Source organism: Enterococcus sp. DIV0213h, from assembly GCF_051711285.1.
Taxonomy (GTDB): Bacteria; Bacillota; Bacilli; order Lactobacillales; family Enterococcaceae; genus Enterococcus_D; species Enterococcus_D casseliflavus.
Genome location: NZ_JBIOMH010000001.1, coordinates 1,753,930 through 1,777,072, shown reverse-complemented (window position 1 = coordinate 1,777,072; position 23,143 = coordinate 1,753,930). Strand labels below are relative to the sequence as shown.

16 protein-coding genes are annotated in these 23,143 nt (G+C 43.0%); 2 read left to right on the top strand and 14 right to left on the bottom strand.

What is annotated here, in order from left to right:
• Positions 1 to 21: 21 nt before the first annotated feature.
• From IGI77_RS08030 to IGI77_RS08020, 3 genes are read right to left on the bottom strand one after another with little or no spacing between them, the layout of a single operon-like run.
• Complete coding sequence (locus IGI77_RS08030; RefSeq protein WP_123833889.1) at positions 22 to 852, bottom strand: RDD family protein; 831 nt, start codon at positions 850 to 852, stop codon at positions 22 to 24.
• A gap of 2 nt (positions 853 to 854) precedes the next feature.
• On the bottom strand, positions 855 to 1,886 hold the full coding sequence (gene sppA, locus IGI77_RS08025; protein ID WP_438769826.1) for a signal peptide peptidase SppA: 1,032 nt from the start codon (positions 1,884 to 1,886) through the stop codon (positions 855 to 857).
• Between the two features lie 31 nt (positions 1,887 to 1,917).
• Positions 1,918 to 2,208 carry a hypothetical protein gene (locus IGI77_RS08020; protein ID WP_005225961.1) on the bottom strand — a complete coding sequence of 97 codons (291 nt, stop codon included), beginning with the start codon at positions 2,206 to 2,208 and terminating at the stop codon, positions 1,918 to 1,920.
• 445 nt (positions 2,209 to 2,653) lie between these two features.
• Here IGI77_RS08020 and glmS point away from each other — a divergent pair, with 445 nt between their 5' ends.
• Entirely contained in the window at positions 2,654 to 4,465 is a 1,812-nt protein-coding gene (gene glmS, locus IGI77_RS08015) for a glutamine--fructose-6-phosphate transaminase (isomerizing) (protein ID WP_159160578.1), read from the top strand.
• Positions 4,466 to 4,756: 291 nt separating this feature from the next.
• Here glmS and glmM read toward each other — a convergent pair whose 3' ends face one another.
• The 4 genes from glmM to nifJ all read right to left on the bottom strand — a co-directional run bounded on the left by glmM (position 4,757) and on the right by nifJ (position 12,073).
• Positions 4,757 to 6,112 (bottom strand): phosphoglucosamine mutase, encoded by a 1,356-nt coding sequence (glmM, locus tag IGI77_RS08010; RefSeq protein ID WP_438769825.1) that lies wholly within the window; start codon positions 6,110 to 6,112, stop codon positions 4,757 to 4,759.
• A 39-nt stretch (positions 6,113 to 6,151) separates the two neighbouring features.
• A complete protein-coding gene (locus IGI77_RS08005; protein WP_005225958.1) occupies positions 6,152 to 7,243 on the bottom strand; it encodes a CdaR family protein in 1,092 nt (363 codons plus the stop codon).
• Positions 7,240 to 8,121: a diadenylate cyclase CdaA gene (gene cdaA / locus IGI77_RS08000; RefSeq protein ID WP_005235688.1), complete on the bottom strand. Its 882-nt coding sequence runs from the start codon at positions 8,119 to 8,121 to the stop codon at positions 7,240 to 7,242. Before cdaA ends, IGI77_RS08005 begins: the two co-directional genes overlap by 4 nt.
• 268 nt (positions 8,122 to 8,389) lie before the next feature.
• Positions 8,390 to 12,073 carry a pyruvate:ferredoxin (flavodoxin) oxidoreductase gene (gene nifJ, locus IGI77_RS07995; protein WP_438769824.1) on the bottom strand — a complete coding sequence of 1,228 codons (3,684 nt, stop codon included), beginning with the start codon at positions 12,071 to 12,073 and terminating at the stop codon, positions 8,390 to 8,392.
• Between the two features lie 227 nt (positions 12,074 to 12,300).
• Between nifJ and IGI77_RS07990 the strand changes: the two genes are divergently transcribed.
• The gene (locus tag IGI77_RS07990; RefSeq protein WP_005225955.1) at positions 12,301 to 12,816 is read left to right on the top strand and encodes a DsbA family protein; all 516 of its coding nucleotides are present in this window, start codon (positions 12,301 to 12,303) and stop codon (positions 12,814 to 12,816) included.
• A gap of 87 nt (positions 12,817 to 12,903) precedes the next feature.
• Here IGI77_RS07990 and whiA read toward each other — a convergent pair whose 3' ends face one another.
• The 7 genes from whiA to uvrB all read right to left on the bottom strand — a co-directional run bounded on the left by whiA (position 12,904) and on the right by uvrB (position 22,957).
• Positions 12,904 to 13,839: a DNA-binding protein WhiA gene (whiA, locus tag IGI77_RS07985; RefSeq protein ID WP_005225954.1), complete on the bottom strand. Its 936-nt coding sequence runs from the start codon at positions 13,837 to 13,839 to the stop codon at positions 12,904 to 12,906.
• Between the two features lie 18 nt (positions 13,840 to 13,857).
• Positions 13,858 to 14,859 (bottom strand): gluconeogenesis factor YvcK family protein, encoded by a 1,002-nt coding sequence (locus IGI77_RS07980; protein WP_010748165.1) that lies wholly within the window; start codon positions 14,857 to 14,859, stop codon positions 13,858 to 13,860.
• The gene (gene rapZ, locus IGI77_RS07975) at positions 14,856 to 15,746 is read right to left on the bottom strand and encodes an RNase adapter RapZ (protein WP_005225952.1); all 891 of its coding nucleotides are present in this window, start codon (positions 15,744 to 15,746) and stop codon (positions 14,856 to 14,858) included. Before rapZ ends, IGI77_RS07980 begins: the two co-directional genes overlap by 4 nt.
• 113 nt (positions 15,747 to 15,859) lie before the next feature.
• Entirely contained in the window at positions 15,860 to 16,570 is a 711-nt protein-coding gene (locus IGI77_RS07970; protein WP_005225951.1) for an amino acid racemase, read from the bottom strand.
• Positions 16,571 to 16,573: 3 nt separating this feature from the next.
• A complete protein-coding gene (locus tag IGI77_RS07965) occupies positions 16,574 to 17,827 on the bottom strand; it encodes a carboxylate--amine ligase (RefSeq protein ID WP_016610145.1) in 1,254 nt (417 codons plus the stop codon).
• 308 nt (positions 17,828 to 18,135) lie between these two features.
• Positions 18,136 to 20,952, bottom strand: a complete 2,817-nt coding sequence (gene uvrA / locus IGI77_RS07960; RefSeq protein ID WP_005225949.1) for an excinuclease ABC subunit UvrA — start codon at positions 20,950 to 20,952, stop codon at positions 18,136 to 18,138.
• Positions 20,953 to 20,965: 13 nt separating this feature from the next.
• The gene (uvrB, locus tag IGI77_RS07955) at positions 20,966 to 22,957 is read right to left on the bottom strand and encodes an excinuclease ABC subunit UvrB (RefSeq protein ID WP_010748162.1); all 1,992 of its coding nucleotides are present in this window, start codon (positions 22,955 to 22,957) and stop codon (positions 20,966 to 20,968) included.
• Between the last annotated feature and the right edge of the window lie 186 nt (positions 22,958 to 23,143).

Here is a 23,143-nt window from a genome sequence, read left to right as displayed (position 1 = left end):
ACTACTTGCTTGATCTGCTACTTAGTTTTGTGCGCCAATCATTACGTGATTGGCATCCACTTGTTTATTGAAAGCTTTGATCAGATTAATGGTCACCACACTGGTTTCTGCAAAATAATCCGCAGCCTGCTGCTTATTTTTATTAAAGGCGATCGGTAAATAACCAAGATAAAAGAAAAGATTGAATTGTAATACGTAGCGTCCGCAAAGCTCGCGAATCAACACAGTTTGCCAGCTGAGTTCTTCCTCTACAAAAGAAACCACTCGAATGCCAAAAAGCATTTTTCCAATCGTTTGACCATGATTTAGCTTTGTCATTAGAACAAAATAGCCTAGATAGATTGCTAAGGCACAGATGTTGTAAAGGCCGAACCGCTGATTGGTTGCCGTTAAATTCGCTAGATTGTAGATACTACCGATCGTTATTTGGGTAATCGCTCGGATCACCAACACATCAACGAGATAAGCAAAGAAACGAATCCAAAACCCAGCAAAAAAGTAGCTAGGAAAATCATTGAAGAACCGTTTGTCTTCTGCCTGTTTTTCAGGTTCTTCATACCGTTGCCAGGCTTGTTGTTTTTCCTCGATCTCGCTTTGGGTATACTCTTCTTCTTTAAAAGACGTTAAGACTTGTTGGTAAAAATCATCGGGATGATTTACTTGTGCGTTCCTCATCGCTTTGTTGGCACTTACTGGTTCGGTTGTTTCTGAAACCTGTGCCTCAGTTGGCACATCCGTATGACCGGTTGACGGTGTCGAGGTTTCCCGCTGTTCCCTTTGATCGATTGACGTACTTGTGTGATTGTCATCCCTTGACGATGTGCCAGCGGAATACTTGTTTTTCTCTGTCATAGTCATTCACCTCCATAGTAATAAAGAGGTTTCGGAGCATCGCTGGTTCCAAGGCTTTCCATCAATTGGATCACTCGCTCTGTGTTTGATTCTTTTAATCCTTGTAGTTCGGCTAAACTTGAACCTAACCAAGTAGAAGCAAATCCAGTAGAGGAAACATCATAGCTGAAAATCTCGGCATCTTCCAAGCCTAGATCTGCTTGCATTGCTGCTAATGTATCTTCAGGAAAACCGATTTCATCCACTAAACCAACAGACACTGCTTGCTGACCATCATAGATACGGCCATCAGCGATCTTTCTAACGGCTTCTTCTGTCATGCCACGTCCTTCTGCTACGATTTTTACGAACCGACCATAGGCATTGTCGACATAGGTCTGCAAGACTTCCTTGTCGGCTTCTGTGGGTTCTCTCGTTGATGAACCTACATCTTTTAGTGCGCCACTTTTATACGTATTGTCTTCGATCCCTAGCTTTTCGAATAAGCCAGCATAGTTTAGCCCTGACATGATCACCCCGATTGAACCAGTAATGGTTTCATCCGTTGCAAAAATTTTATCAGCACCTGCCGAGATATAATAACCGCCACTGGCTGCCATGTTTTTCATACTGACATACATTGGAATCCCTAACTCTTTGATTTTTGCTAACTCACGAGCGATCTCCGCACTTTCATAGACGCCGCCTCCTGGCGTATTGACTTCCATCAAGATGCCTCCAATAGTTGGATCTTCTTGGATCATCCGTAGTTCTTCTAAAAACCGCTGATGATCATAAGATTCTGTTGTGAATAAGCCACCACTGGAGCTGCTGGCGATGGTTCCTTCTAAAGATAAGCGAACAATACGATTGTCTTGATCTCCGGCAACTAACGTTGTCTCTTCGATCGCATTACTTCCATAGAACAAAGCATTTAACCCTTGTAACGTCTGAGTTTCCTCTTGCTCTGGACGATTTGTGATTACTGAAAAAACCCCCGAGCAGACAAATAACCCTGCTGCGATCGCCGCTGCGATCCATCTTCTTTTATTCATTTTCCCACCTAACTTTTCACCTTTCCCATTTTTAGTATAGATTTTTGATGACGATCACTGCTTCTTCGTCTCCAACCGCATCAAATTTCTCGCTTTTTTCAGCTAAGACGTAGCCACCAAAAAATTCCTTTGTCAGTTCATCCTGGACTTCGAATGTTTGCGCGGTTTCCACGGTGACTGATCCAGGCAAAATTTCTTGCAAGCTGTCCCAGCCCGTATCCAACATGACCTTTGTTTCATCTGTGACATTAGGATCTTTTTCTATCGCAGCTACCATTTTCTTTAGCTCTGAAAAAGTCATACAATTTACAAATTCTGGCATTTCATTCCCTCACTTTCTTACTTTTTTATTGTAGCGAACTTAAAAAAAAAAGCATAGCTTTATGAGGAAATTTCTTGGGAATCTTATTCGACAAAGCTATGTCAGCTGTTTTGATTTCCTTTAAATAGGTTCAAATCAACCTTACCAATAACTATACCAATTATTTTTATATAACTTTGAGTTGACAGTAACAGGAATAAATATTATGATATTGCTTGTATTTCTATAAAATATCTCACAAGGAGGATAGATAGACCAATAAGGATAGCGCCTGATCTGGAAACAGATGACGAGGAAAGAGTTTATCGAAATATTCGGCGGATGACTCTAGGGACTGCACTCTACAGGCAAGAACAAATCTCATCGTAAGGTGATGACAAAGACTTGCTACGCAGATAGAAATACATAATGCCAAACTAAATTTTTTGAAAGTAGGATTATCATTATGTGTGGAATTGTAGGAATCGTAGGAAAATCAAATGCAGAACGAATTATTTTGAACGGATTGGAACGCTTAGAGTATCGCGGCTATGACTCAGCAGGTCTTTATGTCGCTGATCGGACTTCGGATCACTTAATTAAAGCCCAAGGAAGAATCAAAAACTTGGAAGAAAAAGTGACTTCTGAAGTAACAGGAACGATCGGTATCGGACATACCCGTTGGGCGACCCACGGCAAGCCATCAGAAATGAACGCTCATCCTCACACTTCAGCAAACCAAGCACTCGTGTTGGTTCATAACGGTGTGATCGAAAACTTTGAAGAGCTTCATCAAGAATATTTAAGCAACCACCAATTTGAAGGTCAAACAGATACGGAAATCGTTGTTCATTTGATTGAAGCATTGAAGGAGCAAGACAACAGCACGACCAAAGCAGCCTTTAAAAAAGCTTTGTCCTTGATTCGCGGCTCTTATGCCTTTGCCTTAGTAGAAAAAAATGATCCAGAAACCATTTATGTTGCCAAAAACAAAAGTCCTTTATTGATCGGTTTGGGAGATGGGTTCAATGTCATCTGCAGCGATGCCTTAGCAATGCTCGATCAAACGACTCACTTTGTTGAGATCGAAGATGGCGAAATGGTGACCGTAACAGCCGATGCGATCGAAATCGAAGATCCAAAAGGAAACCTTGTGTACCGTGAGTCTTATGAAGCACAACTAGATCTGACTGACATCGAAAAAGGAACATACCCTTACTACATGTTAAAAGAAATCGATGATCAACCAACTGTGATGCGCCGCTTGATCCAAGAATATCAAGGAGAATCTGGTGAAGTAGTGATCGATCCAGCGTTAAAAAGCGAACTTTTAGCTAGCGATCGGATCTACATAATTGCTTGTGGTACTAGCAATCATGCGGGCTGGGCAGCAAAAGCCATTTTAGAAAAACTAACACAGATCCCTGTTGAGGTTCATTTATCTAGTGAGTTTGGCTACAACATGCCATTGTTGTCAGCAAACCCCTTCTTCTTGTTCTTATCACAAAGTGGTGAAACGGCAGATAGCCGTCAAGTATTAGTGACGATCAACCAGTTAGGTCTTCCTAGTCTGACGATTACCAACGTTGCTGGTTCTACTCTTTCTCGAGAAGCGAACCATACCTTATTGCTTCATGCTGGTCCAGAAATCGCTGTTGCCTCTACAAAGGCGTATACTGCACAGATCGCAGTGATGACGTTATTAGCAAAAGCCATTGGTGATGAAAAAGCTGTTCCTGAAGCATTGGACTTTGATGTTTTCCATGAACTAAGCATCGTTGCTTCTGCAATGGAGGCTTTAGTGGATGAAAAAGCTGTTATCAGTCAATTTGCTGAGGATTTCCTTTCCGAAACCCGTAATGCGTTTTACATTGGACGTGGAAATGATTACTATGTATCGATGGAAGCGGCATTGAAATTAAAAGAAATTTCTTATATCCAAGCGGAAGGCTTTGCGGCTGGTGAATTAAAACACGGCACCATCGCGTTGATCGAAGAAGGTACACCAGTGATCGGTGTGATCACGGAAGAAGTGACCGGCTCTCATACGCGAGGCAATTTGAAAGAAGTCGAATCTCGTGGGGCTCATACCCTTGTGATCGTTAGCCAAGAATTAGCAAAAGCGACTGATCAAATCATTTTACCAAACGTTCACCCATTGGTAACCAGCTTAGTGGCAGTCGTTCCAACACAGCTGCTGGCTTACTTTGCCACTTTACAGCGCGGATTCGACGTTGATAAACCAAGAAACTTAGCAAAATCCGTTACCGTTGAATAAGTTTTTTAAAAGATTGAAACCGAATTGGTTATCTTCTGTATAATAAAAAGAACTCCTCGTTCGATGACTCGATCGTTCATAGGGGTTCTTTTTTTCTTGTCTACTGCACAACAAATCCGAAAAGACTTTTAAAAGCAACTATCCTTCGCAAGGCTTGCCCACTGCGTCTCCTCTGTTACGCGTTGCCGACAAAATCGTTGACAAGTTTCTCTAATTCGCAAGTTGGCTTCTTGCTGGTAAGTAGACAAAAAAGACGACCAAAGACATCCTTTGGTCGTCTTACTTCTTTATTTATTCCGCACCGATTTCTTCTCGAACGACCGCTGCGATTTTTTCTACATAGTAATCGACTTTTTCAATGGTTGGCGCTTCTGCCATCACCCGAAGCAATGGTTCTGTTCCTGAAGGACGAACCAAGATACGGCCTTCGCCGTTCATTTCTGCTTCTGTCTCTTCCACGATTTTACGGATAGCTGGAACATCCATCGCGCCATTTTTATCTGTCACTCGAATGTTGACAAGTTTTTGTGGATAGATTGTTACCTCTCCTGCTAATTCCGACAGTTTCTTGCCCGTTTGTTTCATGATATTCAATAGTTGAATTCCTGATAGCAAACCGTCACCTGTCGTATTGAAATCCAAGAAAATCATGTGACCTGATTGCTCGCCACCAAAATTATAATCGTTTTTACGCATTTCTTCGACGACATAACGGTCACCGACTTGTGTGATGACATCTTTCAGTCCAATTGCTTCCACTGCTTTATGGAACCCTAAATTGCTCATGACTGTTGTCACGATCGTTTCTTGGTTCAAGCGCTTTTGCTCCGCTAAATATTTCGCACAGATATACATGATTTTATCGCCATCAACGATGTTTCCTAGTTCATCTACTGCGATGACCCGATCACCATCTCCATCAAACGCAAGACCAGCATCCGCCCCTTTTTCAACGACAAATTCAGCTAACGCTTCAGGGTGAGTCGATCCCACACCATCATTAATGTTCAACCCGTCTGGAGACGTCCCCATTGTGAAGAATTCTGTTTCTAGATCGGCAAACAAACGATTGACACTTGTTGCTGTTGCGCCATTTGCTGCATCAACACACACCGTGATTCCTTCCAAATCATCAGGAATCGTTTGACGTAGAAATTGAGAGTATTTCAACAACCCTTCTGGAAACTCATCCACCGTTCCTAAGCCATCGGCAGAAGGACGTGGAAGTGTGTCTTCCGGTGCATCAAGTAATGCTTCAATTTCAGCTTCTTGTTCATCGACTAATTTAAAGCCATCATTCCCGAAAAACTTGATGCCATTGTCTTGTGCAGGATTGTGAGAGGCAGAGATCATTACACCTGCACTCGCTTTTTGCACTTTCGTCAAGTACGCAACACCCGGTGTAGAAATAACACCCAATTGGAATACCTCGATCCCGACAGATAATAGTCCAGCGATCAATGCATTTTCTAGCATCTGTCCAGAAATCCGTGTGTCCCGTCCCACCAAAACACGGGGACGGCGGTCCCCAGTTTCATGCTGACTTAATACATAGCCGCCGTAACGACCTAATTTAAATGCTAATTCAGGTGTCAACTCCTTGTTTGCTTCTCCTCTAACACCATCAGTACCAAAATATTTTCCCATTTTAATAACCTCTCTTATTCATTCTCTACAGTCAAACGACTAAGAACTGCTTGTCGTCGTGCTGCTTGCGGAATTCTCTGTTTGTTCTTGCGTCGTGTCGACTGTCGAAGAATTGGCTTGAGAATTCGCACTGTTCGTTGCTTCATCGCCATCATTGTTTGATTGATTCTCAGTAGTTGTTTCTGCAACCGGAGTGATTTGGATCGTCACTACTGTTGGATTGATCGTTGTTCCCTCTGGTACTGGAATCGTTACTGTCCGTTCGGTCGTGGTTGTGATCTCACTAACATCCACTGGGACACCGATCTGCTGGGTCTCATCCAAAATACTTTGTGGTCCTGTTAGCACCGCACTGATACTACTCATCCGGTAGATGTAATGAGAGATCCCATCTGGTGTTGTCCCCTGTTGAGTGACAAACAATTCAATTTCTTTGCTTGGCGCTTCCATCATCAATGCCACATCGACCGAATCTGGCTCAGGAATGATCGCTAAAGGATTGTTTTCACTATCCCAAGCCTCGATCGTTCCATCCACCGTGATCGAATCGCCAGTAATATCATCTGGATTCACGATCGCTACCACTCGGTCGATTTCTGCCAGTGTCTTGTCGCCAGTAGTGATCTCTACTTCTTGCGGTTCAACACTCATTGAATCAACGCCGTAACCACTCGTTGCTCCATCTGTCGAGATGACTGGCTCAACGGTAAACGTTTGGGTGACTTTTTTCTCGATCGTCACAGTGACGGTTTTGGGTTCGATTTCGGCTGTCACACTTGAGCTAAGATTTTTCACTTCTAAAGGGACCTCATGGGTTCCTTCATCAAGTCCAGTCAAATCAGCAACTACTCGAAAGCTCCGCGTTTCCTCGCTACGTTCAGCATTCAATTGCACCCGATTTCGACTAGACAAAGTCACGTCTACTGTTGTTTCAAATCCTTGGATAAAGTATTCATCTGTGTCATAGGTGGTCTGAATCGGTACATTATCGATCTCTTCCTCATAAGGATTTGAAGTTCCTGCAAGGTTGACTTGCAGGCTTGATCCGCTGGCGATGAAAAACAGAACCAGACTAAAGAACAGCGCTAGTATACCATAAAATACGTTTTGACGACGTTCTTTCTTGATCATTTTCTTCCTCCTTTGTTGACCCCTTCAAAGAAAGATTGCAGCAAGTTGCGTTTACCAGGCTTTTCTTCTGGCACTAATTCGCGATTCAACACGTCGAGATACTCTTGTCGCGAAAGCTCAGTAAGCATCCGATTATTCAGGGTAATACTGACGTCTCCCGTCTCCTCTGAGACGATAATGGTCAACGCATCACTAACTTCTGAAATCCCGACAGCCGCTCGATGGCGCGTCCCAAATTCTTTGGGAATCAACGGACTTTCTGACAGTGGTAAGTAGGCACTAGCAACAGCGATCTTATCATCTCTTAAGATGACTGCACCATCGTGTAGCGGTGTATTGGGAATAAAAATATTGATCAGTAATTCGCCCGTCACGTCCGCATCTAAAGGAATCCCCGTTTCAATATATTCTTCTAACCCCGTCGTCCGTTCGATCGTGATCAATGCACCAATTTTTCGTTTTGCCATATATTGAACAGCTTTGTCCAACGCTTGGACCAACACTTCATCCCGTCGTTTTTCATTCTTAGAAGTCTTGAAGAAAGAGCTACGGCCAAGATGCTCCAGCCCTCGTCGAATTTCTGGTTGGAAAATAACAATCGCGGCGATCACCCCATATGTGATGACTTGATCCATCAACCAAGATAGCGTCTTTAATCCTACGATACCTGCCAAAAACCTTAGAACAATGAATAGGCCGACGCCTTTAAACAACTGGATCGCTTTTGTTCCTCGCACAAGCTGGATCAGCTTATAAACCAAGTACCAAACAACGATCACATCTAAAACATTTACTAAAAATGACCAAGAAAATATATCAAATGAGAGCAATTCTCTCCAATAATCTAAATTAAAAAAATCCCTGAAATTTATCAACATAAACAGCCTTCCTTTATTCTTAAGACTTCAGATAATAGTATAACATAGGACCTCTTCAAAGATTTGAAAAAAAACAAATTTATGAAAAAGTTTTGAAAAAATAAACAGCTCTTTTACTTAGTTTACCATTATCCTGAAATCATTGTTTGTCAAAGGTCTTAGAAGATTTCATCTAAACGAGCTTCTTGCACTCATTTCTTAGGAAAAACAACAAATGACCCTGAAAAACGGGTCAAACCGTTTTTCAGGGTCATTCCTCAGCGAGCGATTACTCTTGCTGACGGCGCTTTGCGCGCGCTGCACGCCGTGCTGCTCTTTCAGCGAGCTGTTCTTCGCTTAACGGCCGTTTTTCTCTTCGTACACGCTCCGTTTTTACTGCCGTCGGTTGTTCTTCATCAGTACTTACCTTTTTTTCAAGCTTTGCTCGTATTTTTTCTTCTTGACCTGCTAAGCGGGCATAGTTGTAGAAACGAGTTTTCGCATCTGAAACGGTTTTTTCAAACAATGCTTGCGCCGCATTCGGATTGGCAGACTGCAAGGATGCAAATCGAACTTGTGTCTGCATAAAGGCAGGCATTTGATCAAATGCTGGCTTTTTGAAGTCGAGTGTCATTGGCTGTTTCCCTTTTTCTGTCAACAGCGGGTTATAGCGGTAGAGACTCCAATACCCCGATGCAACTGCTTCTTGTGCTTCTTTCAAGGATTGACGCATTCCGCCTGCAAGACCGTGGGTGATGCATGGCGTATAGGCAATGATGATTGACGGTCCTGGGAACCGCTCGGCTTCTTCAAAGGCTTTGATCGTTTGCATTTGATTGGCACCAGATGCGATTTGTGCGACATAGACATGTCCGTAGGTCATCGCCATCATTCCTAAATCTTTTTTGGAAACAAACTTGCCACTTGCAGCGAATTTAGCAATGGCCGAAGTCGGTGTCGCTTTAGAGACTTGCCCCCCTGTATTAGAATAGACTTCATTATCTAACACGAGAATATTGACGTCTGCACCAGAAGCGAGAACATGATCGATACCGCCAAACCCAATATCATATGCCCAGCCGTCACCGCCTATCATCCATTGGCTTGGCTTAACAAACAAATCTTTCTCCTGCAAGATTTTGTTCAGCTGAGGTGTTGTGGCAGCTTCAGCTTCTAAGGCGGCGATCAATTTTGCTGCTCGCTGTTGCGTCCCAGCACTTTCTTCTCGATGAAGGTCCCAATCATCAATCAAAGCCTGCAATTCTTCTGATACATTGGCTTTCAACGACTGCAGCTGGGCCGCTAATTTCTCCCGTCGGGTTTGGTTGGCTAAGAACATGCCATAGCCATATTCGGCATTGTCTTCAAACAACGAGTTTGACCAAGCTGGCCCTTGTCCTAAGTGATTGGTTGTATAAGGGGATACTGGTGAGGTTCCACCCCAAATCGAAGAGCAGCCGGTCGCATTGGCGATCATCATGCGATCACCAAACATTTGGGTCAATAGTTTCACATAGGGGGTTTCCCCACAGCCCGCACAAGCACCAGAGAACTCCAACAAAGGTTTATTGAATTGAGAGCCCAAAACAGTTCCTGGTTTTGCTGGATTTTCTTTTTGACGTAAAGTCATCGCAAAAGCCCAATTTAAAGCTTGTTCTTTTTGTTCTTCGTAAGGACGCATCGTCAAAGCTTTCCCTTTGGCGGGACATGCTTCCACACAAAGGCCGCAACCTGTACAATCTTCAACGGAAACTTGAATTCGATATTTTTGCCCATTCGCGCCTCGCATCTCTCTGACGATAAAGCCTTCAGGTGCTTCGGTTAGTTCATCTTCATCTGCCAAAAACGGACGGATCGCCGCATGAGGACAGACAAAAGCACACTCATTGCACATGGTACAGCGATCTGATAGCCACTCGGGCACTTCAACAGCGATGCCCCGCTTCTCAACCGCTGTTGTCCCGACAGGGATCACCCCTTCAGTCATTTGATTTCGTACGAGGGTACCCACGCTTAGTTGGTTGCCTTCTTGACGGTTGATGGGTTCCACGATTTCCCGCACAAATTGTGTTGTAGCAGTGGATGTCCTCTTCGGTACTTCGATCGTTGCCCACTTGCTTGGAACAGGGATTTCTTGTAATAATTCGATGGTGCGATCGATGGCTGCTTGGTTCTTTTCAACGATCGCCATCGATTTGTGCCGATAACTTTTCAGCGCCTCTTCTTTTAAAATCGGCAAGATTTCCTCGGTCGGAATGATGTTTGCCAAGTAAAAGAAGGCTGTTTCCATCGCGGTATTGATCCGCCCACCTAAGCCGACTTCCATTGCCAACTGCATGGCGTTAATGGTATAAAAACGGATCTCGTTTTCAGCAAGATAACGTTTCATTTTCTTCGGTAAATTTTTTAAGATTTGCTCTTGTGACCAGGTCGTATTTAATAAAAAGGTTCCGCCTTTTTTGAGTCCTTTCAGCAAATCATACGTATGCAAATACGCAGGCGTATGACACGCAACGAAATCCGCGTGTTCGATCAAATAGGTAGAACGAATGGGGGTATCCCCAAATCGCAGATGAGAAACCGTTAGACCACCAGATTTTTTCGAATCATAATGGAAATAGCCTTGTACATATTTTTCGGTATGGTCACCGATGATTTTGATTGCTGACTTATTTGCCCCGACGGTCCCGTCAGAGCCGAATCCCCAGAATTTCGCTTGGAAGGTGGATGGATCAGTTAGATCTAGCGTGCCCTTTGATGGCAACGACATTTGCGTCACATCATCCGTGATCCCAATGGTGAAGCGTTTCTTTTGGCTCGCTTTTGGCTTGAGCAATTCGTCATAAACGGCAACGATTTGATCAGGCGTCACATCTTTTGACCCAAGACCATAGCGTCCACCAATGATCGTCGGCCGAATCGCTGCATCATACATGGCACTTTGCACATCCAAAAGCAAAGACTCGCCATTGGCACCAGGTTCTTTGCTGCGATCCAATACAGCGATACTTTTAACGGTAGCAGGCAGTTTTTCTAAGAAGACTTCTAGTGGGAATGGTCGATACAAATGGATCGACAAGACCCCCACCTTGCGGCCTGAAGCGCATAAATGATCCACCGTTTGCTGGATCGTTTGCGTCGAGGACCCCATCGAAACGATGACTTCTTCGGCGTCCGAAGCACCATAATAATCCACTAAATCATAGTTGGTTCCTCTTAAAGCATTGATTTTCTTCATGTAAAAACGAACGATCTCAGGCAATGTTTGATAATGCTGATTGATCGTTTCCCGCTGTTGAAAATGGATATCAGGATTTTGATTCGTTCCACTCGTCGTCGGGTGATTCGGGTTCATGGCTTTTTGTCGAAAGGTAGCCAATTTTCCATGATTGACCAACTGCGCCAATTCCTCATAATCTAAGACCTCTATTTTTTGAATCTCATGACTGGTTCGAAACCCATCAAAAAAGTTTAAAAATGGGATATTGGCTTCGATAGCTGCTAAATGAGCGACTGGCGCTAAATCCATTACTTCTTGGACACTGCTTTCCGCTAACATAGCAAAGCCTGTTTGTCGGGTGGCCATTACATCGGTATGATCTCCAAAAATATTCAAAGCATTGGTGGTCACTGCTCGGCTGGCGACATGAAAGACGCCTGGCAGCATTTCCCCAGCAATCTTATACATATTTGGTACCATTAATAAAAGTCCCTGGGATGCCGTATAGGTCGTCGTTAAGGCGCCCGTTTTTAATGAGCCGTGAACCACACCGGCCGCCCCTGCTTCAGATTGCATTTCAACCACTTTCACCGGCTGGCCAAAAAGATTATGCTTTCCTTGAGCAGACCACTGATCCACTAATTCAGCCATGGTTGAACTAGGGGTTATCGGATAGATCGCCGCAAGTTCCGTAAAGGCATAGGAAATATAGGCTGCTGCCGTATTGCCATCCATTGTTTTTCTTTTTCTCATCTATATAACTTCCTTTAATCATCATTTTGCACAATAAAACACAATTCATTATAGCTGAAAATCAAGGAATATAAAAGCACAGTCAGGGGATTTTTCTTAATTTCGTGAAACGAAATACATAGTATTTATCTCATTCTCCTCCTCTTTTCACAGACTTAAATCAAAAGACCTGAGGCTTTTCTTTCAGTAGAAACTTCGGTAAACTAAAAGAAAAAGGAGGAATCTTAATGGATATTTCAATCATCAAAGCACAGGAAACAAATGCGGTAACAGGGATACATATCGGAGACCCTTCCGCTAAACCGATCGTCGAATTTATGAATTTGCGCTGTCCTTATTGTCGGCAATGGTTTGAGGAATCGTTACCGATCTTAAGTGAAGCTGTCGCAGCTGGGAAACTACGCCGTGTCATCAAATTATTCGACAAAGAAAAAGAATCATTGCAACGAGGCAATGTGATGCACCGCTTTGTTTCCAGTACAGATCCTCAGGCAACGATCGCTGAGATCACAAAAATTTATCAAACACAAGACGAATGGGGGCATTTATCTTTACCTGAAGTGGCAGAATATGCGAAAAATACCTTAGGGCTATCTGAACAAAACCATCCTGCGATCGCAGGAGAAATTGTGGAAGAAGCGAAAAACGCCAACATTCAATTTGTGCCAACGATTATCTTAGATGGGCACATTTTTGATGAATCGATCTCTGCTGAGGAATTAACTGCATTGATCAATGAATAACCACTAACAAAAAACAGGAGCTGATTTGACACTAAAATCCATGTCAAATGCAAGCTCCTGCTTTTTTGATTTCATTCACTACTTAGATTAACTGACTTGTTCACGCAAATGATCCGCAAATTCATTGATTTTGCGAATGCGATGATTGATTCCTGATTTCGAGATCGCTCCTGATGGAATCATTTCTCCTAGCTCTTTCAAGCTGACCTCGGGATGTTCCAAACGTAATTCGGCGATTTCTTGCAGCTTTTCAGGTAAAGCTTGCAAGCCAACTCGATCTTGAATAAATTCGATATTGTCGATCTGCTTCGAAGCAGCGTCGATCGTTTTGTTCATATTGGCGGTTTCGCAATTCACCAAACGGTTGACTGAGTTACGCATATCACGCACGATCCGCACGTCCTCGAATTTCAGCATGGAATTGGTGGCACCGATCAGTGTCAAAAAATCAGCGATTTTCTCAGCGCCTTTCAAGTAAGAGATATACCCATTTCTGCGTTCTAATGCACGGGCATTCAATCCATATGCGTTTAGCATATCGCAAATATCTTGGTTATGCTCCTCGTAGATGGAATAGATCTCTAAATGATAGCGGCTGGTTTCTGGATTGTTGATGGACCCAGATGCCATGAAAGCGCCTCGTAAATAGGAACGCATTTTTTGAGTATTGCCCATGATCTCATCAGAAACATGGCTTTGAAACATCAGCCCGTCCATGATATCTAAGTCCAAAAGCACGCGCTGTGTATCTTGCTTCAAACGAACGATGTAAACGTTGTTCTTTTTTAATTTCATTTTACGACGGACCAGCAATTCGCTGCGCACGTCGTAATGATCTTTTAGTAACGAATAGATGCGTCTGGCGATCGCCGCGTTTTCTGTTTGAACGTTTAAAACAAATTGTTGGTTGTTGATACTTAATGACCCATTCATCCGAATCAAAGCGGCCAATTCTGCCTTGGCATGTTCGCGATGAACTTCTAATGCGGTCAATTCTTTTTTTACTTCTGCTGCAAAGGACATAAAAAAATCCCTCCTTTCTTAGATTTTGGCCCCGTAAACGATACGTAGAAGTTCTTCAATCACTTTATCTCCGTCATGAAAAACTCCGCCATCTCTAAGCTCCAGAAAGTCAGCTGAAATGACACGGCTGGCTTCTTCTCGCAGTCCTTGGAAATCGTGTTTCACTTGTACAAGATATTCATCATAAATCTCTGGGTCCATATACCCTTCTGGAACTTTCTCGGTGTTGACTAACACCGTATCAATAAAGGGTTTGCCTAAATGCTTATGCAGGACCCGCACATGGTCGGCATCACTAAAGTGTTCAGTTTCACCTTTTTGGGTCATGATATTACAAATATAAACCGTTTCAGCTTGTGTTTCCAACATTGCTTGGCCGATCTCGCTAATCATGAGATTGGGCAAAATACTAGTAAAGAGACTACCAGGACCCAAGACGATCATATCTGCCTCCATAATTGAAGAAACAACTTTACGAGCTGCTTTCGGCTCATCATTATTTTCTTGATTACGAACAAAGACCCGATCGATCGTTTTGCGATCAACCGCGATCTTGGACTCTCCTACCGCTTCGGTGCCGTCTTTAAAAACAGCGTGCAACACCAATGGCAGATCTGACGAAGGATAAACTCGTCCATCGATATGCATGATTTTTGACAAAATTTGAATGGCTTCATAGGTACTGCTGCGCATTTCAGCAATCGCCGCAATAATCAAGTTCCCCAGGGCATGATTGGCTAAAAATTTGTCTTCGGCTTTAAAACGGTATTGAAAAATATCATTATACAGTTGCGGCATATCAGATAGAGCCGCCAAAACATTGCGCAGATCCCCTGGTGGCGAGATAGAGGAAACCAAATTGCGAATTTCGCCGCTGCTACCGCCATCATCAGCGACCGTAACGATCGCTGTGATGTCGACACCCTGATTCCGCAAGCTCTTCAGGATGACTGGTAACCCAGTTCCGCCACCTACCACAACGATCTTCGGCTTTCTGATCCGGTACGTTTTCATTTTCATGAACGATTCACCGTCTCTTTACGCTTATCTTTGTCGCGATGAGTAATATTGACGCGATAGTCTTCTGCCAAAACCGCACCGATGCGCTCAGATAATGCAACTGAACGGTGTTGGCCCCCAGTACAGCCGATAGCCACCGTCAAGCTGCTTTTGCCTTCCTTGACATAGCCTGGCATGATCGTTTGCAACAGTGTACTAAATTGCTGATAGAATTCTTCCGTTTCTGGAAAAGACATGACGTACTCATACACAGGTTCATCTTTACCCGTTAAAGGACGCAACTCTGGAATGTAATGGGGATTCGGTAAGAAACGAACATCCATCACAATATCAGCATCGATCGGCAAGCCATACTTGAAGCCAAACGAAAGTATTTCAATACGAAACCCTGTCTCATGAGAAGCACGAAATTCTTGATTGATTTTTTCTCTCAATTGCCGTGGGGTCAGCGTCGTTGTGTCGATAACAATACTGGCACGCGTCTTCAAATCGTTTAAGATCGCTCGCTCTTTGCGAATGCCTTCCGTAACTAAGCCATCCATCGCTAATGGATGTGCTCTTCTCGTTTCTTTGTATCTTGACACCAATTCATTGTCCGATGCATCTAAAAAGAGCATCCGTGTGTCGATAAAATTCGTGTTTTCAATATCGATCAGCATACTTTGGATTTCTTCAAAAAACGATCTTGAACGCAGATCGACAACTAAGGCAATTTTTGTCACTTTTCCTGATTCTTTGATCAGTTCCCAAAATTTAGGGATCAAGCTTGGGGGCATATTATCGATACAAAAGTACCCCATATCTTCAAAACTCTGGATCGCGACCGTTTTGCCGGCTCCGCTCATCCCAGTAATAATGACCAATTCTAAATGATCCACTTCAGTCATAGGTAAAACTCCTTTCTGAAACAACTCTATTATATCATGCCGGGCGTATCATTGGAACACTGGCATAAAAAAAGACGTTAGCTCAAAAAATGCCGCTAACGTCGCTATCAGCTTTAGATTGCTTGGCGATTTGCCAATGCTTTTTCGATCGTCCGATCAACTAAAATCGATTGGGCATCGACGACTGGATACGGATTATCAGTCACAAATTCATCCATCAAGGACAACTCGGTACATCCAAGCACTACGCTTTCACAGCCGATACGTTCGGTGACTTCTTCCAGTATCTCAAAGTAAAGTTCTTGATCCAAATGATCATTTTCTTTGATTCGATCATAGATCAATGTATTGACCTTTTTTTGGATCGTCGGCTCTGGAAGATAGACGTCAAGTCCGAATTTCCGCAATTCTTTTTCATAGATGCCAGCTTTGACACTGCCTTCTGTTCCAAGAAAGGCCACTTTTCCAGTGACGCCTTTTTCAAAAACGACTTTCGCAGCCTCACGAGGCATATGCAAAATCTCGATCTCAGTGGCAGCTTGCAGCTCATCAAAAAAATAATGGGCAGTGTTACAAGTCAACACAATAAAATTTGGCTTTAACAAATTTTGTTTTTCGATGTCGTCCATTAAATATGGAACAGGGTTTTCTAACGTGTTGTCTAAAATATATGCCGTCCGATCTGGGACTGTCGCATGATTGAATAAAACATAGTTCAAGTAATCTTGGTCTTTATGGGTCTGTGTCCGTCGGTTTAAAATGCGGACAAAACTTTCCGTCGCTAACGTTCCCATGCCGCCTAAAATACTAAAAAAATTCTCCATCTTCTAGCCTTCTTTCGTATGGAAATACGTTTTGAATCGTTTGTTGTACAGATGGAACATTCTCTTTAATAGAATCCAACGCTTTAGAGATAAGTCTTCTTTGTAAAAGACAGTCGTTCCCCAACGATTCTCTGCTAATAATTTTTTTGCGCGTTCTTTCGCAGGATTTTCTTTTGCATAAGTCAAGAAAATGTTTTTTGGTACCCCTAGCCATAATTTCGCTTCAGGCGCGTCAGCTTTGCCATAAACCGTTTCTGTGTAAGGTTTTTCGAAGACTAAATCCTCTGTGATGAACTTCGCCAGATTCAATCCGCTTAAGGTAATAAAGAAACTGCTTCTTCCTTGACGCAAGTTGATTTCAAATAATTTATATTGACCGTCTCGCGCATCATATTTCAAATCAAAATTGGCAAATCCAACATATTCGATCTCTTTTAAAAACTTACGGATCATTTGATAGATTTGATCATTTTCATCTGGAATGATCACGACATAATTCCCAACAGCTCCAGGCGTTGGATCCTCTAATAAAGGATGACCTAAGCCCATCACGCGAACTTCGTGATTCTCATCAACATAGGCATTTAAGACCCGCATGTTGCTGTCATCGCCAGGAATAAAATCTTGGACGATCATTTCATATTGATAACCCGCTTGATAAATGCGAGAAACGATTTCTTCAAATTCTGTTCGATTGTCGATAATGAAGGCTTTTTTGCGCCCTTCAAAATCAACTGACAGCCACGCGACACTATTTGCTGGTTTCAAAGCCACAGGAAAATCAAAAGGCAGCTCTCCTTTGAACGTTCCTTCCGTCAACAGTTCAGGTGTTAAAATGAAGGTCTTAGGATAAGGCAAGCCATATTCCTCGCAAACTTCGTAAAAACTGACTTTATTGATCAACCGTTTTAATAAGGAATAGTCATTGGCAATAAAGGTATAATAAGGCTTCAATTCTTCTTTATGCTTCGCTAACAGTTCTGCATAGCCATCGCCGCAGGGAATCAATAAATATTTCATGGCAGGATCGTTGTAAGTATTTTTTCCTAACTTGATCAACGTCTCAGTGAATCCTGGATCATGGTCAAAACCTTCCACTTGATTGATTGTAACAATTTTACTAAAGCGGGTTGGCGCAAGTTCCGCACCAGCATAAGCAACTGATTGAATGCCATATGCTTCGTGGAATGCTCTGGCCATACCATAAACATTCATATCGCTTCCTAATAATATGGGAAGAAAATTTTCCTGACTCATCAAAAATCACTCTCTCTTTTGAATACGAAAAACGACCTCTCTCGTTTCGTTTAATTACAATAGAATTATAATACCACAAAGAAAAAAGCAATCAAAGTATCTATCTTTGATTGCTTTCTCCCACTTTGAACGGATAGAACTTATAGGCAGTTTATTCAATGCGAATATACGTATACCTATTGCTATTCTATCAAATAAAATTTTGATTTCAAGCCCTTATCATGAAATTTGCAGATATTTCACGCTTCCTTAAACTTTAGCGAAACCTATTGACAGACAAGTAAAAAAGTGAGTGCTCTTTTCCTTGCTTAAAGGACTTTTTTCAAATAATGACCGGTGTAGCTTTCAGAAACCGCAGCAATTTCTTCTGGTGTACCAGTTGCAATGATCGTTCCACCGCCTTCGCCACCTTCTGGACCTAGATCAATCACATGGTCCGCTGATTTGATGACATCCAAGTTGTGTTCGATCACTAAAACGGTATTGCCAGCGTCGACAAATCGTTCCAGAACTTTCAACAAACGGGCAATATCATCCGTATGCAGACCAGTCGTTGGTTCATCTAAGATATAAAAACTCTTGCCATTGGAATTTTTGTGCAGTTCACTGGCAAGCTTCATCCGTTGCGCTTCCCCACCAGACAAAGTAGTCGCTGGTTGTCCCATCGTGACATAACCTAGACCGACATCGACGATCGTTTGCAATTTTCGATGGATTTTAGGAATATGTTGGAAAAATTCCACTGCATCTTCCACGGTCATATCTAAGATTTCCGAAATATTTTTTCCTTTGTAATGAACTTCTAACGTTTCTGAGTTATAACGTTTGCCATGACAAACCTCACAAGGTACGTAGACATCAGGTAAGAAGTGCATCTCGATCTTGATGATTCCGTCCCCTTTACATGCTTCACAACGTCCACCTTTTACATTAAAACTAAAGCGGCCTTTTTTATAACCACGGACTTTCGCCTCATTGGTTTTAGCAAATAAATCGCGAATGTCATCAAAGACACTGGTATACGTTGCTGGATTGCTTCGAGGCGTCCGACCGATAGGGCTTTGATCGATATCGATCAATTTCTCAATCGCTTCATAACCAGTAATGGTTTTAAAGCGACCAGGCTTGTTCGAATTCCGATTGATTTTTTGCGCCAAGGCTTTTTTCAAAATTTCGTTGACTAATGTCGATTTACCAGAGCCAGAGACCCCAGTAACGGCGACGAACTTTCCTAATGGAAAATCGACCGAAATGTTTTTCAAGTTATTCTCAGAAGCACCGGTCACACGAATCTTTTCACCATTGCCTTTGCGGCGTTCCGTTGGTGTCGGGATTTGTCGTTTTCCTGATAAGTACTGACCTGTTAAGGAAGACGCATTGGCTGCGACTTCATCAGGAGTGCCTGCAGCGACGATCTCGCCACCTGCGTGTCCTGCACCTGGACCGACATCGATCAAGTAGTCCGCTGCCCGCATCGTGTCTTCGTCATGCTCAACGACGATCAGGGTATTCCCAAGATCACGCATTTTCCGCAATGAATCTAGTAAGCGATCGTTATCCCGTTGGTGAAGACCGATCGATGGCTCATCAAGAATGTAAAGCACCCCAGACAAATTGGAGCCGATTTGTGTTGCCAAACGAATCCGTTGCGCTTCCCCACCAGAGAGTGTGCCTGATGCACGACTCAAGGTCAAATAGTCCAATCCGACATTTTTCAAGAAGCTTAAACGATCATCGACTTCTTTCACGATCGGACGTGCGATCATTTGCTCTTGTTCCGATAGTTTCAATTCTTCGACAAAGTTCAACGCATTGTTGATTGCCATCTCGCTCATTTCACCAATGTGTTTTCCGTTGACTTGCACGCACAGCGCTTGAGGGTTCAAACGATAGCCATGACAAGTTTTACAAGTCAATTCCGTCATATACAAACGCATTTGATCACGGGTGAAATCAGAGTTGGTTTCATGATAACGGCGTTTAATATTTGGTAAGATTCCTTCAAAAGCTACCTCAACATCACGCACGCCACCGAAATCATTCTCATAATGGAAATGGAAAATTTCGCCATTCGAACCATTCAAAATAATGTCTTTGTGTTCTTCTGGCAGCTCTTCAAAGGGTGTGTCCATATCGATATTGAACTCTTGACAGGCTTGTTCCAGCATTTGCGGATAATACTGTGAACTGATTGGGTTCCAAGGTAATAGTGCGCCTTCACGCAACGTTTTGCTTTGATCGGGAATCACTAGGTCGACATCGACTTCTAGCTTCACACCAAGACCATCACAGTCTGGACAAGCACCAAAAGGCGCATTGAATGAAAAGAGCCGTGGCTCTAATTCACCAACTGTAAAGCCACAATACGGGCAAGAATAATGTTCACTGAAAAGCATCTCTTCTTGACCAATCACATCGACTACCGCATAGCCATCAGCTAAACGTAATGCCGCTTCAAAGGAATCAAACAGACGAGAACGGATTCCTTCCTTTACAACGATTCGGTCAATGATGATGGCAATATCATGCTTTTTATTTTTTTCTAATTCAGGCGCTTCGGAGACATCATAGACTTCGCCATCCACCCGCATCCGAACATAACCTTCTCTTTGGATACGTTCGAAGACTTTTTTGTGCTGCCCTTTCTTTTGATAAACGATAGGTGCCAACAATTGGATCTTGGTGCGTTCTGGTAATGCCAAAACTTCATCCACCATCTGCTCAACCGACTGACTAGTAATCTCAATATGATCATTGGGACAGATTGGGTGACCGATTCTGGCGTAAAGAAGCCGCAGATAATCATTGATTTCAGTAACCGTCCCCACTGTTGATCGCGGGTTCTTGCTGGTGGTTTTTTGATCGATAGAAATCGCTGGACTAAGTCCATCAATGCTATCTACGTCGGGTTTATCCATTTGCCCTAAAAACTGACGGGCATACGCCGATAGACTTTCGACATATCGGCGCTGTCCTTCAGCATACAACGTATCAAATGCTAAGGAGCTTTTCCCTGAACCCGAAAGACCAGTTACAACAACGAGCTGGTCTCTGGGAATCGTCACATCGATATTTTTTAAATTATGGGCCCGTGCCCCATGGATCACGATTTTATCATTTGCCATATTGTTTCTCCTTCTAATCAGCAGCTTTTAGCTCAAGAATAGTATCTCTCAAGGTAGCAGCCGTTTCAAAATCCAGTGCTTTCGCAGCATCTTTCATTTCTTTTTCTAATTTCAACAACAAGGTTGCTTTTTCTTCACGACTCAGCTCTTCATAAGAAGTCGTGGTGTATTCGCCAGTTTCTTCCGCCACTTTCGTGATTGCGATCAGATCGCGAATCTCTTTGATGATGGTTTTCGGTACGATTCCATGTTCTTCGTTATAGGCTTCTTGAATACTTCGGCGTCGCGCTGTTTCGTCGATCGCTCGCTGCATCGAATCGGTCATTTTATCGGCGTACATGATTACTTTTCCTTCTGAGTTACGAGCTGCTCGTCCGATGGTTTGGACTAATGAACGCTCGCTGCGCAAGAAGCCTTCCTTATCGGCATCAAGGATCGCAACCAGGGAAACTTCTGGGACGTCTAACCCTTCTCGCAATAAGTTGATTCCGACCAGTACATCAAATTCACCGAGACGCAGGTCGCGAATGATCTCTGTTCGTTCCAATGTTTTGATGTCACTGTGCAGGTATTTGACTTTGATCCCTAATTCTTTAAAGTAATCCGTCAAATCTTCAGACATTTTTTTCGTTAAGGTCGTGACAAAGACCCGTTCATTTCGCTCGACTCGCTCATTGATTTCTCCTACGAGGTCGTCAATTTGACCCATAATCGGTCGTACTTCGATCACCGGATCTAACAGACCAGTCGGACGAATGATTTGTTGAATGACGGTATCGGTTTGATCGTATTCATATGGTCCAGGTGTTGCTGAAACATAGACGATTTGATTGACATGCTTCTCAAATTCTTCCAAGCGTAACGGACGGTTATCCAGTGCAGAAGGCAAACGGAAGCCATAATCCACTAACATTTGTTTTCTAGCACGGTCACCATTATACATCCCACGAACTTGCGGCATGGTCACGTGGGATTCATCAATAACGATCAGAAAGTCATCAGGAAAGAAATCTAATAACGTATAAGGCGGTTCGCCTTCTTTTCGTCCATCCATGTGGCGAGAGTAGTTTTCGATTCCTGAGGTATACCCCATTTCTCGCATCATTTCAATATCATAGTTGGTTCGCTGCTCTAAACGCTGTGCTTCCAGCAGCTTATTTTCTGCTCGCAATACTTTCAGTCGTTCATCGAGTTCACTTTGGATCGAAGCGATCGCATGTTCCATATGGTCTTCATTGGTCACAAAGTGAGTTGCCGGAAAGATCGACACATGTTCGGTGTCACTCATGATCTCGCCCGTCAAGGCATCGACTTCACGAATCCGATCGATTTCATCGCCAAAAAACTCAATGCGTAACGCTCGCTCATCACGAGAAGCTGGGAAAATCTCCACAACATCGCCACGTACGCGAAAACGTCCCCGTTGAAAATCGATGTCGTTTCGTTCAAATTGGATCTCGATCAATTCTTTTAATAGTTGATCGCGAGACTTTTCCATCCCTACTCGTAAAGAAACAACCTGTCTGGCATACTCGATCGGCGAACCTAAACCGAAAATACAAGAGACAGAAGCTACAACGATCACATCGTTTCTCTCTAATAAAGAACTTGTGGCCGAGTGACGCAGCTTATCGATTTCATCGTTGACACTGGAGTCTTTCTCGATGTATGTATCACTGGAAGGAACATACGCTTCTGGTTGATAGTAATCATAGTAACTGACAAAGTACTCGACCGCATTATTTGGGAAAAAGTCCTTGAACTCGCCATATAATTGTCCAGCCAGTGTTTTATTATGGGCAATGATCAATGTCGGTTTATTGACTTCCTTGATTAGATTAGAAATCGTATAAGTCTTACCGGTCCCAGTGGCTCCCAACAAAATCTGTGCTTTTTTTCCACCGACCACCCCGTCAACCAATTGATGGATCGCTTCTGGTTGATCCCCAGCTGGTTGATATTTTGATACTAAGTCAAATTCATGGGAAGTTGTTCTTTCGATCATCTTCATTCCCCCTCGATTATTCTAAACGACAACAAAAAAAGAAAAACTCGCTGCCGCTTTTCCATAAATAAGTATATCATAGCGAACATACTTTCGCCATCATTTGCTATGAAAGTTTCATGCGATTAAGCATAACTTAACATGTTTGATTTTCTAACATCTGATGTGAGGTTTAAGCAATTTTGT